The sequence below is a fragment of the Pseudomonas sp. SJZ080 genome (assembly GCF_007828295.1).
Lineage (GTDB): Bacteria > Pseudomonadota > Gammaproteobacteria > Pseudomonadales > Pseudomonadaceae > Aquipseudomonas > Aquipseudomonas migulae_A.
Window position 1 is genome coordinate 1 of sequence record NZ_VIUK01000021.1, and the last position, 14,197, is coordinate 14,197.

Consider the following 14,197-nt stretch of genomic DNA (forward strand, 5'->3'; position numbering starts at 1 on the left):
CGCCTTGAAATATCGTTCACCGAGGGAGTTCAGGCGCTTAGCGGGAACATCAATTTAACGGGGAGTTGGTGTCCGGTTTGGTAGGGGCAAGTCCAAGGAAGACGGGCTCCTAACCCCGATCACGACTATCACTCTGCACCTGAAACAGAGGAAATCACTGGTTTCTTGGGCTTGAAAGAAGCAAAAAAGAAAACCCCACGACAAGGGGGCGGTGGACTTCGAGAGCGTTGGATTGATGCCAAAGGCCGAACAATTTATGAATGGGACTCTTTGCATGGGGAGCTGGAAGCTTATCGGGCAAGCGATGGAAGCCATCTAGGCTCGTTCGACCACCTGACAGGCAAGCAAATAGACCCGCCTAAAAAAAACCGCAGTATTAAAAAGTATTTGTGAGGCCAAGATGGGACTGAAGATCAGATTGGACTGGTATGACAAAGAAACGGAAATAGCAGCCGGAAAAGAATACTCCGTTGATCTTGGTGATGACGGTTCAGTAATCGATGCATTAGGCCTGATGGCGGAAAGCGAGATCTACGACGGTGGATTTGACGTTTTATCGGCGTGGGTGCCAGAGCTTCAGCCTCTGTTCAAGCATAAGATCAATATTGCCGCTTTTGATTACCAAGTTGCATTTCGATATCGGAAGGTATGGTAATTCCCCCAAAAAACACAAAACCCCGACCAGTCACCTGATCGGGGTTTTCTTTTACCTTCGTTCCCGCTTAGTGCGAAACGCGGCTCGTACCATCTACAGTAGCAATCCGCACGCGCTCACCCACGCGGAACACTTCATTTTCCTGAACCTGCTGAACATAGGCGCGCATGCTGCCGTCGTCTTCACGTACGGTGATTTCGACGCCTTGGGTGCGGGTCAGGCCTTCTTCGGTGGCAGAACCGAGCAGGCCGCCGGCGACGGCGCCGATGACAGCAGCAACGATGCTGCCTTTACCGCCGCCGATGGCGCTGCCGCCGACACCGCCGACCACTGCACCCGCAGCGCCGCCAATCGGGGTCTTGGTGCCTTCGATTTTCACCGGACGCAGGGATTCGATGGTGCCCATGCGAACGGTCTGCACACGACGCGCTTCGTCACGGGAATAGGAGTCACCGGTCAAGCTCGATTGGCAGCCAGTGAGCAACATTGCCATCGTGGAAAAGGAAGCAACCAGCAGAACAGACTTACGCATAGCATCAACTCCAAAGGACAGGTGTTCATTAAACTCCGCAGCTTGACGCCTGTCACGACGTGGCCCGGATAAAATTGGTTTGATTCAGGCCAGGTACAGGCGCCTCCACGAACTCAGCACACAGTAGCGGCAAATGGCGGAAGCTGCGCCGCTGAACCAGGAATTGTCATGGATTACTTCATCATTGTCGTCACCACTGTCGCCGGTCTGTACTTCCATGGGTGGTTGTACTTACGGATCAAACGCTGGATGGACCGCGACCTGGCGTTAGCCTTGGCTGGAGACGACGAGCATAAGAAAGTCTTTATGCTCCAGCAACTGGCGAACGCGCAAGCGCAGAAGATCAAGCGTCGGGACCTGCCTCAGTGGCTGGAGGCTGCTGCGGCAGGCTATCCCGGTCGGTAGACTGCTTAGGGTGCCAGACGTTCAAGGATCCAGTCGGCGCCCTGTAAGCGGTAGTTGAGGCGATCGTGCAGACGGCTCGAACGGCCCTGCCAGAATTCGATGCGCTCAGGCAACAGGCGATAGCCGCCCCAGTGCTCGGGGCAATGAGGCTGTGTATCGCTGAAACGTTGCTCGGTGTTCTTGAGCAGCGCTTCCAGTTCGGCGCGATCGGCGATCACGCGGCTTTGCGGTGACGCCCAGGCACCGAGGCGGCTGCCCAGTGGACGGACCTGAAAATAGGCATCGGACTCTTCAGGCGTGACCTTCACCACCCGACCTTCGATGCGCACCTGGCGCTCCAGGGCCGGCCAGAAAAAGGTCATGGCCGCGAACGGATTCACGGCCAGGTGCTGGCCCTTGGCGCTGTCGTAGTTGGTGAAGAACGTGAAGCCGTGTTCGTCCAGGCCTTTGAGCAGCAGAATGCGGCAATGCGGCCGACCGTCCTGGTCGACGGTGGCCAGGGTCATGGCGTTGGCTTCCACCGGCGCCTGTTCGGTTTTCACCGCGTCAGCGAACCACTGATGGAAAAGCGCGAACGGCTCGGCCGGGGCTTGTGCCTCGGTCAGGCCATCTCGGGTGTAGTCGCGACGCATATCAGCCAGGCCCTGGGTCATGGCGCATTCCTTTTGGTTAACGAATCACTTTTTCACAGCATCGGCGGCAACGACTTTCTTTTCAGTTGCAGCAGCTTTGGCCGGCGCGGTCTTTTTAGCCGGCGTTGCAGTCTTGGCCGGTGCCTTTTTGGCGGCGGCTTTCTTGGCCGGCGCTTTTTTCGCGGCAGGCACAGCGGCTTTCTTCGCGGCAGGAGCAGGCGTGACGGGCTTGACCACTGGCTTGACGTCCTGGGCTGCAACCAATTTTACCGGCGCCGGGGCTGGCATGTTGTATTTGCTCAACAGCGCGACCATGGTGTTTTGCGGAGTCACCAACAGTTCCACACGACGGTTCAAGGCACGGCCTTCATTGCTGTCGTTCGCTGCTCGCGGGGCTTCGCCGCCCATGCCGCGCAACATCAGGCGATCACGCTGCAAGCCGCTGAGACGGAAGATCGCCGCCACGGCTTGTGCCCGTTCCTGACTCAATTTTACGTTGGCCGGTGCGGCACCCGAGGTATCGCTGTGACCGAGTACCAGCACGGCAGTCTTCGGATCGACTTCGAGGATTTTCGCCACGCGAGTGAACGGACCCAAGGTGACCGGCAGCAACATGGCCGGACGGTCGGGGTTGAACGAGCCTTCTACCGGCGCAGTCACCACCAGCACGTTTTCACGGCGTTCGAGTTGCAGGTTGCTGTCCTTGATCGCCTCGCGCAAGCGCGGTTCGTAGTCATCGAGCCAGGCCTGGGTCACTTTCGGATCAGGCATCGGCACAACTTTAGCGGTGCTCTGCTCCTTGCCGCCAAACGGCCACCACCATTTGCCACCCGCATCGGCCTCAGCCTTGGCCACTTCGACCGGCTTGGCTTCAGGTTTTACCTCTGGTTTTTTATCGGTCGCTTCATCGGAGCCGAACGGCCAGTACCAATGGCTGGAGCTTTCAGCCTTTACCACCGGGGCCGCAGCGACTGGTTTCACAGGTGCCGGAGCCGGAGCCGGCTGTTTCGCCGCGACTTTATCGGAGGACCCGAACGGCCACCAGCTGCTGCCATCCGAATCATTTTGTGGAGTCTGCGCACAACCGGTAACAGCGACACACAGGGCCAAAGCGAGGGTGGTTTTATTGAGTGACATTGGATATCCACAAAAATGAAATCATAAAAAATCAGGCCGGTATGACCCGGATAAACAGACGGTTGGAAAACATAAAGGCCTTCGGGTTCCGGCCCTGGAACCGTTGAGCGCGTTTTACAGACAAGTGGCCAGTACCCGCGCAAGGTTTTGCGCACGCGGATCCATCAAGACATAAGGCCCCAGTGTATTTGTCACAAAACCGAAGGCAACATCGTGCTCCGGATCAGCAAAACCGATGGAACCGCCAGCGCCCGGATGGCCGAACGCTCGTGGACCAAGGCCGTAAGTGGCGTTGGGGACGTCCGGTTGATCGAGCATGCAACCCAGGCCGAAACGGGTCCGGGTCAGTAACGTCTTGTCTTCGCCAAGGCTGTGTTCGCGGGTCAGCTCATCGAGCATCTCGCTTTCCAGCAGGCTGCCGTCGAGCAGACCGGCGTAGAACCCGGCCAGACTGCGGGCATTGCCGTGGCCATTGGCCGCCGGTTGCTGCATGCGCCGCCACTCGGGTTTGTTGGTGCTGGTCAGGACCGACGGCGGGTTGGTGAACGCTCGCGTGGTCATGGCCGTCGGTTCGCGCATCGTCACTTGCAGCAAGCGTTGGGCCGCGGCATCGCCGACGTTGCCCTTGCCACGGGCGATGTGCGCCACGCGATGGAATTCTTCATCCGCCAGACCGACGTGGAAATCCAGCCCCAGCGGTTTGGCGACTCGGGCCACGATCGACTCGCCCGGCCCACGTCCGTCGGCCCGACGCAGCAACTCGCCGACCAGCCAGCCATAGGTGATCGCGGCATAACCATGACCGGTGCCAGGCGTCCACCACGGCGCTTCGGCCGCCAGGGCGTCGACCATGGTGTGCCACTCGTAAAGCGCCTCGGGAGCCAGCAACTCGCGCAGCGCCGGCAGACCGGCCTGATGGCAGAGCAATTGACGCAGGGTGACGGATTCCTTGTCGGCGGCGGCGAATTCGGGCCAGTAGCGGGCAACCGGGGCGTCCAGTTGCAGCTTGCCTTCGGCCACCAGTTGCAGGGCCGTGACGGCGGTGAAGGTCTTGGTGCAGGAGAACAGGTTGGCAATGGTGTCGCTGTGCCAGGCCTCATGGCCATCCTTGTCGGCGGTACCGGACCAGAGGTCGACGACAGTTTCGCCACCCACTTGGATGCATAGCGCTGCGCCACGTTCCTGGGGATCGTCGAACAACGCGGCGAACGCCTCACGCACCGCTTCGAACCTGAGTTCGTAATGACCCTGAATCTGCACCCGCTACTCCCTCGGACAATGCTCTACAAAGTGGCCCGCATTGTTCCAGCCATTGATGGTTTTGGGAACAGGGGCGGGCTGGGCGGTCAGTTGGCCCATGGAATTGATCAGATATTTATGGCGCCCTTGCGGACGCCTTCGCGAGCAAGCCCGCTCCCACCTTAGACCGCGTCCGCCTGGTCACTGCGGTCTAAAGTGGGAGCGGGCTTGCTCGCGAAGAACGATAACGCGGTCTCAGGCCTTAATGACCATTCCCGGAATGCCCACCCGCCTGCCCGGTGCCCTTCCCCGGGCCTTTGCCGGCTTCAGCTTTTCGCCCGCCCACGGCATCGTGACTGGCTTTATCCGCTTCAGCCTTGGTCTTCTCGGCCTCTTTACTCAACTGATCAACGGCCGCCAGGTTGCTTTTGCGCACGCTGTCGACAAAGCCCTGAAACGGCAGATCGGTAATGCCGACCAACCCAAAGTGCCCGTTTTCACCATCCAGCAGACGGCCGGTCACCGGTTGATCGAGGTACTGGAACCAGTGCACGCCCACAATCGACGGTTCACTGAGCGCCTGCTTCAGGAAGCTGGCGTACGCCGGGCCGCGGTCTTCTTCCTTGGCCAGTTGCGTCACGCCGCCCCAGAACGGGCCACGGTCGACCGAGCCGAAGTTGAATTCGGTAATCAGCACCGGCTTGTCCAGGCTGCGCAATTTTACGAAGTCGTAACCGTCCTGTGGCTGCAGGGTGTACATGTTGAAGCTCAACACATCGCAATACTGCGCGCAGGATTCCACGGCTTCCGGGGTGCTGATGGCAAAGCGACCGCCCAGCAACAGCTGGTTCGGCGCGTGCCACTTGAGCGAGTCGGAAATGGTTTTGAAGTACGTGTCAGCGAAGACCTTCTGGAAGTATTTGAAGTCGGCTTCGATTTCCGGGTGTTCGGCGCTTGGCAGCGGCGGTACGAAGCCAGGGTCTTCCATCAACTCCCACGCCGGCAGGTCGATGCCCCAGGCTTTGGAAAGGCCTGCCTGATTGCGGTATTTGTCGCGCAGTTGCTTGAGGAACGCGCGTTTGGCCGGCACGTCGGTGGTCATTTTCAAGGTGCCGTAGGCCAGCGCGTAGCGGGCTTTCGGGTCGTCACCGGGACCGGCCCAGGCCAGTTCATTGTCGGCGAAGTAACCGATCAGCCACGGATCGTCGCGATGATCGCGGGCGGCGATGGCCACGGCACGCTCGGTGGCCATGGCGAAACGCGGATCAAACGGGTCGGGCATTCCGCCCCACCAGTCGGTGCCCGTGCTGATGCTGGCGTAATCGCCGACGATCGACAGCGGCAAGGTGTAGGGCACGCGATCAGCGTTGGCCAGTGCCGGGGCGCTCCAGTTGCCGACGGTGTTGAAACCCCAGGCTTGCAGGCGATCCAGGGTGTGGCTGGCCCATCGTTGCTCATCAATCACTGCTGTGCAGGGCTCGGCGGGTTTCTGCTCAGCCGCTTTCGCGACGGTTGCTTCCTCTGCGCCAGTCTTGGCGGCTTCGGCGACACCGGATTCGGCCGTGACAGGCATGACGGGTTGCTCAGCAGCTTTTTCGACCGTTGCCTCAACCGCATCGGCCTTGGCCGCTTCGGCGACACCGGCCTTGGTGTCACTGCCCAGTGCGCAAGGGGCGCCATACAAACGCTGCAGGTTGGCCCCATAGAAGTCGTACCAGCGACCGGCGTTATAGGCACGGCCCTGATCGACGCCATTGCCGCCACGGTTGTCGCCTTCGCCAAAGTGACTGGCCAGCGGCTCGTCGGGTTTTGGCAGCGACTCGAACATCCACTCGCGGCCGGCGATGTAAGTCTGATTGACGTCCGGGGTAACGGTGTTGACCCCGAGCGAATAAAACGGATGCCCTTCCGGGGTCACGAGGTACCAGCGACCGTCACGTTTCTCGGTGCGGAAAAAGCCGCTGGCCTTGAACGATGGGCCTTTTATCCAGCCACCGAACTTATCCAGCGAAGACTTCTCGCGCTCGGCCAGCCAGGTTTTGGTTTGTTGCTGTTCCTTGGCGGCGGCGCTTTTGAGTTGCTCGTCGCTGCTGACCTTTTCCGGCCATTTGGCTCGAGTCGATTGCCCGAACGCGTCCACCAGCCCGCCATAAACGGCTTGGGTCACGCCCTCGCTGTCCTGCACGCCAAAGCGTTCCAGCAGGATGCTTTGGGCGACTTTCGGCTGATCCATGGACAAGGTCACCGACACCACCTGAGTACGATCCAGTTCACCGGCGCTGCTGGCCAACAGGATGCGTTGACCGTCGACGGTCATCGGCATCGGCGGCCCGGCCTTCATGCCCTGGCTCAGCGGCGAAGTGGCGACCAATGGCACCAGCAGGGTCTGCGCAGGACCGGCCGGCAGGTCGACGCGACTGATCAGCGTCTTGCCATCGTTGCTCTGGATTTTCACGTAGAGAGTCACGGCCCAGTTCATCGCGCTCTGGATCCGCAGGCTCATCATGCCCGACTGCGACCAGTCCCAGGCACCGGTCTGTGGAGTCAAACGCAGGGTTGGCTGTGCCACGGGGTTGAACGTCACCCGACGGAGCACTTCGCCTTCGGCCGTTTGCTCCGCATTGGATTGCGGCAGGCTGGCGTCCTGAGTCGCCACCTGGACCACGTCGGCGGGGCGCACAAAGTTGAACAGCGTCTGCTGGCCTGCGGGAGCGGCCAACAAGGGCGTTGCGAACAGCAGGGCAAATACGGCGGGCAAGGAACGGCGAATCATGAGAACGAAATTCTCCCTAACGACCTCAATGGGCCAATGGAAAAGCGATGGCAGAGAGATAGACAACGCGGCGAGCGGATTTGCCCACCGCTGTATCAGGAAATTTCTCGTCGGAATGGCGGCAACGCATTGAGGATCGCTTTGCCATAGCGCTGGGTGACCAGGCGACGGTCGAGCAAGGTGATGGTGCCGCGGTCTTCTTCGGTACGCAGCAAGCGACCGCAGGCCTGGACCAGTTTCAGCGAAGCGTCCGGCACGGAGATTTCCATGAACGGATTGCCGCCACGGGCTTCGATCCATTCGGCCAGTGCCGCTTCGACCGGATCATCGGGCACCGAGAACGGAATCTTCGCGATGACCACGTGCTCGCAGTACGCACCCGGCAAATCGACCCCTTCAGCGAAGCTCGCCAGGCCGAACAACACGCTGGAATCACCGCCATCGACCCGCGCCTTGTGCTTGTTCAGGGTTTCCTGTTTCGACAGGTTGCCTTGAATGAACACTTGCTTGCGCCAGTCGCGGTCAAGACCGTCGAACACGTCCTGCATCTGTTTGCGCGAGGAGAACAGCACCAGCGTGCCGCGCGAACCTTCAACCAGTTGCGGCAGGTATCGGATGATCGCTGCCGTGTGGGCCGGCGCATCACGCGGGTCGGCTTTCAGGTCCGGCACTCGCAGCACACCTGCGTCGGCGTGATGGAACGGGCTCGGGACCACGGCGGTCACGGCTTTTTTCGGCAGGCCGGCACGCATGCGGAAACGGTCGAAGGTGCCCAGCGCCGTCAGCGTCGCCGAGGTCACCAGTGCGCCATAAGCGACGTTCCACAAATTACGACGGAGCATTTCCGCCGCGAGGATCGGGCTGGCGTTGACCTCGATGTCAAACAGCGAACCGCTTTCGGCCAGGGTCAGCCAACGGGCCATGGGCGGGTTGTCTTCCGGGTCTTCAGCGGTAAACGCGACCCACAATTCCCAGTTGCCCGACGAGCGCGACAACAGGCTGCCGAACAACGGATACCACTCTTCGGCCTGGTTGCTGGCGATGCCGATGTTGACCTCGCCGTCCATGCCTTCCTTGAGCAGTTCGGTGAGCCGGGTGAACAGGTCGGTGAGACGGGCGAAGCCTTTCTTCAGCTCGACGCCCATTTCGCGCATGTGCTCGGGAATCACCCCGCCGACGAAACGGTGACGCGGCCGTTCACGGCCCTCGACGTCTTCGCCGGGTTTGAAATCGGCGACCTGTTCGCAGGCAGAGAACATGAACTGTTGCTGGGTCTTGATCTCACGGGCCAGCTCCGGCACCTGTTCGATCAACTTGCCCAGATCGCCCGGCAGCGGGTGCTGGGCGAGCAATTTGGTGAGGTTCTTGGCGGTGGTTTCCAGCCAGTCGGCGGTGGAACGCAGGCGCGTGTAGTGAGCGAAGTGGCCGATGGCCTTGTCCGGCAGGTGGTGACCTTCGTCGAACACATAGATGGTGTCGCGCGGGTCCGGCAGAACCGCACCGCCGCCCAATGCCAGGTCGGCCAGGACCATGTCGTGGTTGGTGACGATGACGTCCACCTTGCCCATGCCTTCGCGGGCCTTGTAGAAGGCGCACTGGCCAAAGTTCGGGCAATGACGGTTGGTGCACTGGCTGTGATCGGTGGTCAGGCGCGCCCAATCGGCGTCTTCCAGGGCGGTGGACCAACTGTCGCGGTCGCCGTCCCATTTATTGCCGGCGAGTTTCTCGATCATGCTGGTGAACAGCTTCTGACTGGCCTCATCGACCTCGATCTTGAAGCCTTCTTCTTCGAACAGCTGCGCAGTGGCGGTTTGTGCGTGACCTTCCTGGAGCAACATGTCGAGCTTGGACAGGCACATGTAGCGCCCACGCCCTTTGGCCAGGGCAAAGCTGAAATTCAGCCCGCTGTTGCGCATCAGGTCGGGCAGATCCTTGTAGACGATCTGTTCTTGCAGGGCCACGGTGGCGGTGGCGATCACCAGGCGTTTGCCAGCGGCTTTCGCGGTCGGGATCGCCGCCAGGCTGTAGGCCACGGTCTTGCCGGTACCGGTGCCGGCTTCCACCGCGACAATCGCGGGGTCGCCACTGCGCCGGCCTTCGTCGTCGGTGTCGATGTCACCGAGGACCTTGGCAATTTCGGCGATCATCAGGCGTTGGCCGTAGCGCGGCTTGAGGCTCTTGGCTTCGAGAAAACGCGAATAGGCGCCCTGGATCGTGGTTTTGAGTTCGGTGCTGATCATGGATTGTCGGGCGCAAAAAACGCTGGATAAATTTTCAGTGGTTCGGTTCGGCCGCTATCATACCCCGCTAATTAATCCCGCGCAGAACGGAGTACCTCAATGACACCTTTTGGCATCGTTTACACCCTGCATGTCCTGTCCGCCCTGGTGTGGGTCGGCGGCATGTTTTTCGCCTGGATGGTCTTGCGTCCTGCGGCGATGAAGGCGCTGGAAGGCCCGGCCCGGTTGAAGCTGTGGGTAGAAGTGTTTCAAGGTTTTTTCCGCTGGGTCTGGATCGCGGTGGTGCTGTTGCCGGTCAGCGGCGTGGGCATGATCCATCTGCAATACGCCGGTTTTGAAAGCGCGCCGCGTTATGTGCAGGTGATGATGGGGTTGTATGTGGTGATGACGGCGCTGTTTATCCGGATTCAAGCGTTGCTGTTGCCGGAATTGCGCGCAGCGGTGACGGCGCAGGACTGGCCGACGGGAGCTGCGGTGCTGGGGAGGATTCGCAAGCTGGTGGGGATAAATCTGATCGTTGGGTTGGTGTTGGTAGCGATTGCCGCCGCGCGGCCGATGCTTTAAAGCTGCGCGGACTTTGTGGCTAGAGGGCTTTGTAGCGAGGGGACAAGTCCCCTCGCCACAGCCCCGATTATCGGTCGTTCTTACAATCGTTGTACGGTCACCGAACCCGCCGCACCCGCAGGCCCCGGTTGGCCGTCAGTGCCAGGTTTGCCGCTCTTGCCACCATCGGCCTTGTAAACGATGCAACCCTTGGCCTTGCCTCCCGCCCCCGGCTTACCGCCAGGACCGGCCAGACCACCCGCGCCGCCCGCCACTTGAACCTTGATCTGCTCCGCCGGGTAATCACGCGGCACTTCCAGCCTGACCAGCGCACCCGGCGCACCCGGCTGTCCATCGCTGCCATTGCTGCCATCGGCCCCGCGACCGGCCTGGCCCCAGGTGCATCCCGGTGCCTGGCCGTTGGCGCCATCGAGGCCGACAAAACCCGGTGCCCCTACGCCACCGCGTGCGTCAACCCACAACTGCGGAGCATTCAGTGCCTTGATCTGAACATTCAGATTGCGCCCCGAGCGAGCCGCCTTGAGGTAAGTGCCCGGTGCGCCGCGAGCGGTGATCTGGCTGCCTTCGGAGAGTTCGGCACGGTTGATCTTCAACTCCAGGGCATTTTCGCTCGGCACGATGGCGATCCGCGCTTCACGCCCCAGGTGCAATTCGCCCACGGTGACTTCGGTCACGTTCGAGGGAATCAGCAAGGTGCCGTAATCAGCCACTTCCAGGCGTTCCAGCTGCAAGGTACTGGCGGTGTTGGGCAGGCGCATCAGCGAGTTGGTTTCGACGCTGACCACTTGGGCACAGGCGAGCGGGCTGATGAGAGCGGCGAGCAGACAGAGTTTACGCATGGGATGCCTTTGGTACGGCAGGAGCCGGAATGGTTTGCAGGTGGAAAACACCGAAAAAGACAATCTTCAAGCGATCACGCCAAGGGTGGGCGCGACCTCTGAGGCTGCGCAAACAGAACAGCGCCTCAAGAAGATGAAGGCACGCCAACAGGCCGCCGGCCAGATTGACCAACAGGTGCAGCGGATTGACAAACGGTGTCATCAGATTGACCAGCACCACCAGCCAGAACAGCAGGGTCAACAGCTTACCCAGCGCCCAAAACACCTTCATACGCTCCTCCGTTGAGAATTATTCTTTGCGCGCACAGTAACGGCTTCCACGCGGGATAAGCCAGAGGGCAACGGAAAATTCTTCATGAAGGCCGCCGAATGGCTGTCGGAACAACCGCAATGATTGCCCGACGGCTCTATCACGCGGCTCAGCGATTGATGTGCAACTCTACGCGTCGGTTTTTCTCCCGCCCTTCGTCTGTTTCGTTATCGGCCACGGGCTGACTTTCGCCCCGGCCTTCGCTGGTGAGTTTGTTCGGCGCCAGGCCCATGCCCAATAAATAAGCCGCCACGCTGCTGGCGCGTCGTTCCGAGAGCGCCTGGTTATAGGTGTCCGACCCCACACTGTCGGTATGGCCGATCACTTTGATGCTGACCACATCGGCGCTCTGCAGTTTAGGCATGAGCGAATCCAGCTGACTTTGCGCCGAGGGCGTCAGGTCAGATTTGTTGAACGCAAACAACACATCGCCTGCATCGCTCAGGGTGATGACTTCAGATTGTGCAGGCTCAGCGGGTTTCACACTGGCCGGGTATTGCGGCAGCGGACAACCATGATGTTCGACCGGAGTATTGGCCGGCGTATCCGGGCAGCGATCACGTCGATCGAAGACCCCGTCCTCGTCTTCGTCGCCGTCCTGGGCGTAACAGATCAAGCCGCCGGTCAAGATGCCCAATGCCGCTCCGCCCGCCGCCCAACCGCTACTCTCCAGTGCGCCCAGACCTCCACCGACCAGACCGCCGATAACGCTGCAGATTGGCCAGGTTCGTTGATTGAGGGGGGCAGTGCCATCGCTGTGAGTCGCGCAACCGGTCAACAGGCTGCCAAGCAGCAGAACCGGCAAGAGGGTCCTTGGGATCAGGCACATGGTTGAAAGCTCCTGTGTTACCGGCAGATGCCGGTCACACAGGAGTAAAGACCCGCATCCGCGACTGCACAAGCCGCGGAGCGGAAGGGACTCAACGCTCGATTTTGATTTCGGTACGACGGTTCAACGCACGGCCGTCAGCGGTTTTGTTATCGGCAACAGGCTGGCTTTCACCGGCACCGGTCACCGACACGAAGCTGCTGCGAGGCACACCACTCTGGACGAGGTATTCAACCACCGAGTGCGCGCGACGATCAGACAGTTTCTGGTTGTAGGCATCGCTGCCCACGCTGTCGGTATGGCCGGTTACGGTCAGGCGTGCGGTGGACGATTCCTGTTTCAGGCGAGAGGCGACTTTGTCGAGTACCTGCTTGTCGGAAGGAGTGAGTGTGGCTTTGTCGAACTGGAAGTGAACATCGCGGATGACGATGGTTTCTTCCTTGACCACAACCGCCTCTTCAACCACTGGTGTAGGGACTGGTGGTGGGCAACCATCGGCATCGACCTTCACGCCTCTAGGCGTACCCGGGCACTTGTCGCGGCTGTCCGGCACGCCATCGCCGTCTTCGTCGCCATCACCGTGAACCCAGCAATAGGCAGCGGCGGTACCGCCGACCAGCAGCGCGCCATACCCTGCCCATGCCGAGCTCTCGGTCGCGCCGAGACCCGCACCGATCACACCACCGACTGCCGCACAGGTCGGCCAGTCGGTTTTCTGCAAACCTGCGCAACCAGTCAACACACTGGTTAGCAGAACCAAGGGTAATGCTGTCCGAACTATGCTCATCTAGTTTTCTCCTGAGGGATCGGCTTAGAACCGATTCAGGGAGTAAAGACCCGAGTTTTAATCTCCGCCAGCAATAGGCCATGCCTGTTTTTATCCCGTGTTCACGGGCGATCGGCACTTTTGCCGCTAAGCCGCTCTATATCTGGGCGTTTGGGCAGGCTAGTCTTGGCGCTCTGATTGAGGAACTTCGATGATTGCAGGTATTTCTTCGCGCACGCCGCAACAGGCGCTGGCCGCTTTGCTGGATCGTTACGCCCCGCTGCGCCTGTTGCTGATCGGCGCCAGTGAGTTTCCCGCGCTTGAAGCGTTCAAGCTGGCGCACCCGGACACCTGCGTTGCCCATGCGGCGCCCGGACCCTTGCCGGCCGAGCTGGCGGCGCGCCGCTTTGATCTGGCGCTGGTGGTCGATTGCCTCGAACACTTGCCCAAGCGTGACGGTCTGAACTTGCTCGGCGGGATCCGCAACCTCAATGCCAGTCGCATTGCGGTGCTTGCGGACTTGCCCGCCAGTGGCTGGCAGGAGACGGATTTTTTCTCCCTGGCCCTGCAAGCCAGCGAACGTTTCCAGCGCGACGATCAGGTGTTGACCCTGTTCACCTACGATCTGCTTGACTACAAACAAGTGCCCGACTGGCTCAACTCACGGTTTTGGGCCAATCCGGAAAACTTCGGGAAATATTGGTGGTAACGCAATGAGTACATCCATTTGCCCTTGCGGCAGCGGCAACCCGCTCGATGCCTGCTGCGGTCATTACCATGCCGGTCACCCGGCCCCCTGCGCCGAAGCCTTGATGCGCTCGCGCTACAGCGCTTATGTAATGGGCCTGATCGATTATCTGGTGGCGACCACCCTGCCCGAGCAACAAGCGGGCCTGGATCGACAGTCCATCAGCGACTGGAGCGCCCAAAGCACCTGGCTGGGTCTTGAGGTGGAAAGCTCCGAGGTGTTCGGCGGTCAGCCAGAACACGCGTTCGTGACGTTCACCGCTCGCTGGCACGACGGCAACGGCGAACACAGCCACCGAGAGCGTTCGTCGTTCGTGCAGAACGCCGGCCACTGGTACTTCATCGACCCCACCGTGCCACTCAAGGCCGGACGCAACGATGCCTGCCCTTGCGCCAGCGGGCAGAAGTTCAAGAAGTGCTGCGCGGGGTATTTCGGCGCGTGAGATGACGCAAAAGATCGTCCGATCGCGGCCCGAGCCTTCGGCAGCTCCTACATCGGTATGGCGTACACACCGTAGGAGCTGCCGAA

At 60.6% G+C, this 14,197-nt stretch carries 15 protein-coding genes and 1 pseudogene; 6 read left to right on the forward strand and 10 right to left on the reverse strand.

The window, feature by feature from the left end; translation table 11 throughout:
- Positions 1 to 105: 105 nt before the first annotated feature.
- Together FBY04_RS23540 and FBY04_RS23545 are read left to right on the forward strand one after the other, a co-directional pair.
- Positions 106 to 393, forward strand: a pseudogene (locus FBY04_RS23540) (colicin E3/pyocin S6 family cytotoxin); the annotation flags it as partial.
- A gap of 7 nt (positions 394 to 400) precedes the next feature.
- Positions 401 to 655, forward strand: coding sequence for a colicin E3-like toxin immunity protein (locus tag FBY04_RS23545; RefSeq protein WP_145317243.1), 255 nt, complete (start codon positions 401 to 403; stop codon positions 653 to 655).
- A 67-nt stretch (positions 656 to 722) separates the two neighbouring features.
- On the opposite strand, the gene FBY04_RS23550 is transcribed toward FBY04_RS23545, so the two are convergent.
- Positions 723 to 1,187, reverse strand: a complete 465-nt coding sequence (locus tag FBY04_RS23550; RefSeq protein WP_084321772.1) for a glycine zipper 2TM domain-containing protein — start codon at positions 1,185 to 1,187, stop codon at positions 723 to 725.
- A 168-nt stretch (positions 1,188 to 1,355) separates the two neighbouring features.
- On the opposite strand from FBY04_RS23550, the gene FBY04_RS23555 reads away from it, so the two are divergent.
- A complete protein-coding gene (locus tag FBY04_RS23555; protein ID WP_084321773.1) occupies positions 1,356 to 1,592 on the forward strand; it encodes a 30S ribosomal protein S3 in 237 nt (78 codons plus the stop codon).
- Positions 1,593 to 1,597: 5 nt separating this feature from the next.
- Here FBY04_RS23555 and pdxH read toward each other — a convergent pair whose 3' ends face one another.
- The 5 genes from pdxH to dinG form a co-directional block, all read right to left on the reverse strand.
- On the reverse strand, positions 1,598 to 2,245 hold the full coding sequence (gene pdxH / locus FBY04_RS23560; RefSeq protein WP_084321774.1) for a pyridoxamine 5'-phosphate oxidase: 648 nt from the start codon (positions 2,243 to 2,245) through the stop codon (positions 1,598 to 1,600).
- A 24-nt stretch (positions 2,246 to 2,269) separates the two neighbouring features.
- Positions 2,270 to 3,361: an OmpA family protein gene (locus FBY04_RS23565; RefSeq protein ID WP_084321775.1), complete on the reverse strand. Its 1,092-nt coding sequence runs from the start codon at positions 3,359 to 3,361 to the stop codon at positions 2,270 to 2,272.
- A 114-nt stretch (positions 3,362 to 3,475) separates the two neighbouring features.
- Positions 3,476 to 4,621, reverse strand: a complete 1,146-nt coding sequence (locus tag FBY04_RS23570) for a serine hydrolase domain-containing protein (protein WP_084321776.1) — start codon at positions 4,619 to 4,621, stop codon at positions 3,476 to 3,478.
- Between the two features lie 241 nt (positions 4,622 to 4,862).
- Positions 4,863 to 7,373 (reverse strand): beta-galactosidase, encoded by a 2,511-nt coding sequence (locus FBY04_RS23575; protein ID WP_145317245.1) that lies wholly within the window; start codon positions 7,371 to 7,373, stop codon positions 4,863 to 4,865.
- 95 nt (positions 7,374 to 7,468) lie between these two features.
- Positions 7,469 to 9,613 (reverse strand): ATP-dependent DNA helicase DinG, encoded by a 2,145-nt coding sequence (dinG, locus tag FBY04_RS23580; RefSeq protein WP_145317247.1) that lies wholly within the window; start codon positions 9,611 to 9,613, stop codon positions 7,469 to 7,471.
- A gap of 99 nt (positions 9,614 to 9,712) precedes the next feature.
- Between dinG and FBY04_RS23585 the strand changes: the two genes are divergently transcribed.
- A complete protein-coding gene (locus FBY04_RS23585; RefSeq protein WP_084321778.1) occupies positions 9,713 to 10,177 on the forward strand; it encodes a CopD family protein in 465 nt (154 codons plus the stop codon).
- An 80-nt stretch (positions 10,178 to 10,257) separates the two neighbouring features.
- On the opposite strand, the gene FBY04_RS23590 is transcribed toward FBY04_RS23585, so the two are convergent.
- From FBY04_RS23590 to FBY04_RS23605, 4 genes are all read right to left on the reverse strand, one after another.
- Positions 10,258 to 11,016: a collagen-like protein gene (locus FBY04_RS23590; RefSeq protein ID WP_145317249.1), complete on the reverse strand. Its 759-nt coding sequence runs from the start codon at positions 11,014 to 11,016 to the stop codon at positions 10,258 to 10,260.
- Entirely contained in the window at positions 11,009 to 11,287 is a 279-nt protein-coding gene (locus FBY04_RS23595; protein WP_084321780.1) for a DUF1145 domain-containing protein, read from the reverse strand. The genes FBY04_RS23590 and FBY04_RS23595 overlap by 8 nt, the downstream gene beginning before the upstream one ends.
- Before the next feature lie 148 nt (positions 11,288 to 11,435).
- Entirely contained in the window at positions 11,436 to 12,155 is a 720-nt protein-coding gene (locus tag FBY04_RS23600) for an OmpA family protein (RefSeq protein WP_145317251.1), read from the reverse strand.
- Positions 12,156 to 12,246: 91 nt separating this feature from the next.
- Positions 12,247 to 12,942, reverse strand: a complete 696-nt coding sequence (locus FBY04_RS23605) for an OmpA family protein (RefSeq protein ID WP_145317254.1) — start codon at positions 12,940 to 12,942, stop codon at positions 12,247 to 12,249.
- A 190-nt stretch (positions 12,943 to 13,132) separates the two neighbouring features.
- Between FBY04_RS23605 and FBY04_RS23610 the strand changes: the two genes are divergently transcribed.
- Positions 13,133 to 13,630 carry a DUF6231 family protein gene (locus tag FBY04_RS23610; RefSeq protein ID WP_084321783.1) on the forward strand — a complete coding sequence of 166 codons (498 nt, stop codon included), beginning with the start codon at positions 13,133 to 13,135 and terminating at the stop codon, positions 13,628 to 13,630.
- A gap of 4 nt (positions 13,631 to 13,634) precedes the next feature.
- Complete coding sequence (locus tag FBY04_RS23615; RefSeq protein ID WP_145317257.1) at positions 13,635 to 14,111, forward strand: YchJ family protein; 477 nt, start codon at positions 13,635 to 13,637, stop codon at positions 14,109 to 14,111.
- Positions 14,112 to 14,197: the final 86 nt, after the last annotated feature.

Excerpts from the sequence above, each read along its gene's own strand:
- FBY04_RS23565 (WP_084321775.1), bottom strand. The coding sequence starts at position 3,361 with ATGTCACTCAATAAAACCACCCTCGCTTTGGCCCTGTGTGTCGCTGTT.
- pdxH (WP_084321774.1), bottom strand. The coding sequence starts at position 2,245 with ATGACCCAGGGCCTGGCTGATATGCGTCGCGACTACACCCGAGATGGC.
- FBY04_RS23545 (WP_145317243.1), top strand. The coding sequence starts at position 401 with ATGGGACTGAAGATCAGATTGGACTGGTATGACAAAGAAACGGAAATA.
- FBY04_RS23595 (WP_084321780.1), bottom strand. The coding sequence starts at position 11,287 with ATGAAGGTGTTTTGGGCGCTGGGTAAGCTGTTGACCCTGCTGTTCTGG.
- FBY04_RS23550 (WP_084321772.1), bottom strand. The coding sequence starts at position 1,187 with ATGCGTAAGTCTGTTCTGCTGGTTGCTTCCTTTTCCACGATGGCAATG.
- FBY04_RS23590 (WP_145317249.1), bottom strand. The coding sequence starts at position 11,016 with ATGCGTAAACTCTGTCTGCTCGCCGCTCTCATCAGCCCGCTCGCCTGT.
- FBY04_RS23555 (WP_084321773.1), top strand. The coding sequence starts at position 1,356 with ATGGATTACTTCATCATTGTCGTCACCACTGTCGCCGGTCTGTACTTC.
- FBY04_RS23600 (WP_145317251.1), bottom strand. The coding sequence starts at position 12,155 with ATGTGCCTGATCCCAAGGACCCTCTTGCCGGTTCTGCTGCTTGGCAGC.
- FBY04_RS23615 (WP_145317257.1), top strand. The coding sequence starts at position 13,635 with ATGAGTACATCCATTTGCCCTTGCGGCAGCGGCAACCCGCTCGATGCC.
- FBY04_RS23610 (WP_084321783.1), top strand. The coding sequence starts at position 13,133 with ATGATTGCAGGTATTTCTTCGCGCACGCCGCAACAGGCGCTGGCCGCT.
- FBY04_RS23605 (WP_145317254.1), bottom strand. The coding sequence starts at position 12,942 with ATGAGCATAGTTCGGACAGCATTACCCTTGGTTCTGCTAACCAGTGTG.
- dinG (WP_145317247.1), bottom strand. The coding sequence starts at position 9,613 with ATGATCAGCACCGAACTCAAAACCACGATCCAGGGCGCCTATTCGCGT.
- FBY04_RS23575 (WP_145317245.1), bottom strand. The coding sequence starts at position 7,373 with ATGATTCGCCGTTCCTTGCCCGCCGTATTTGCCCTGCTGTTCGCAACG.
- FBY04_RS23585 (WP_084321778.1), top strand. The coding sequence starts at position 9,713 with ATGACACCTTTTGGCATCGTTTACACCCTGCATGTCCTGTCCGCCCTG.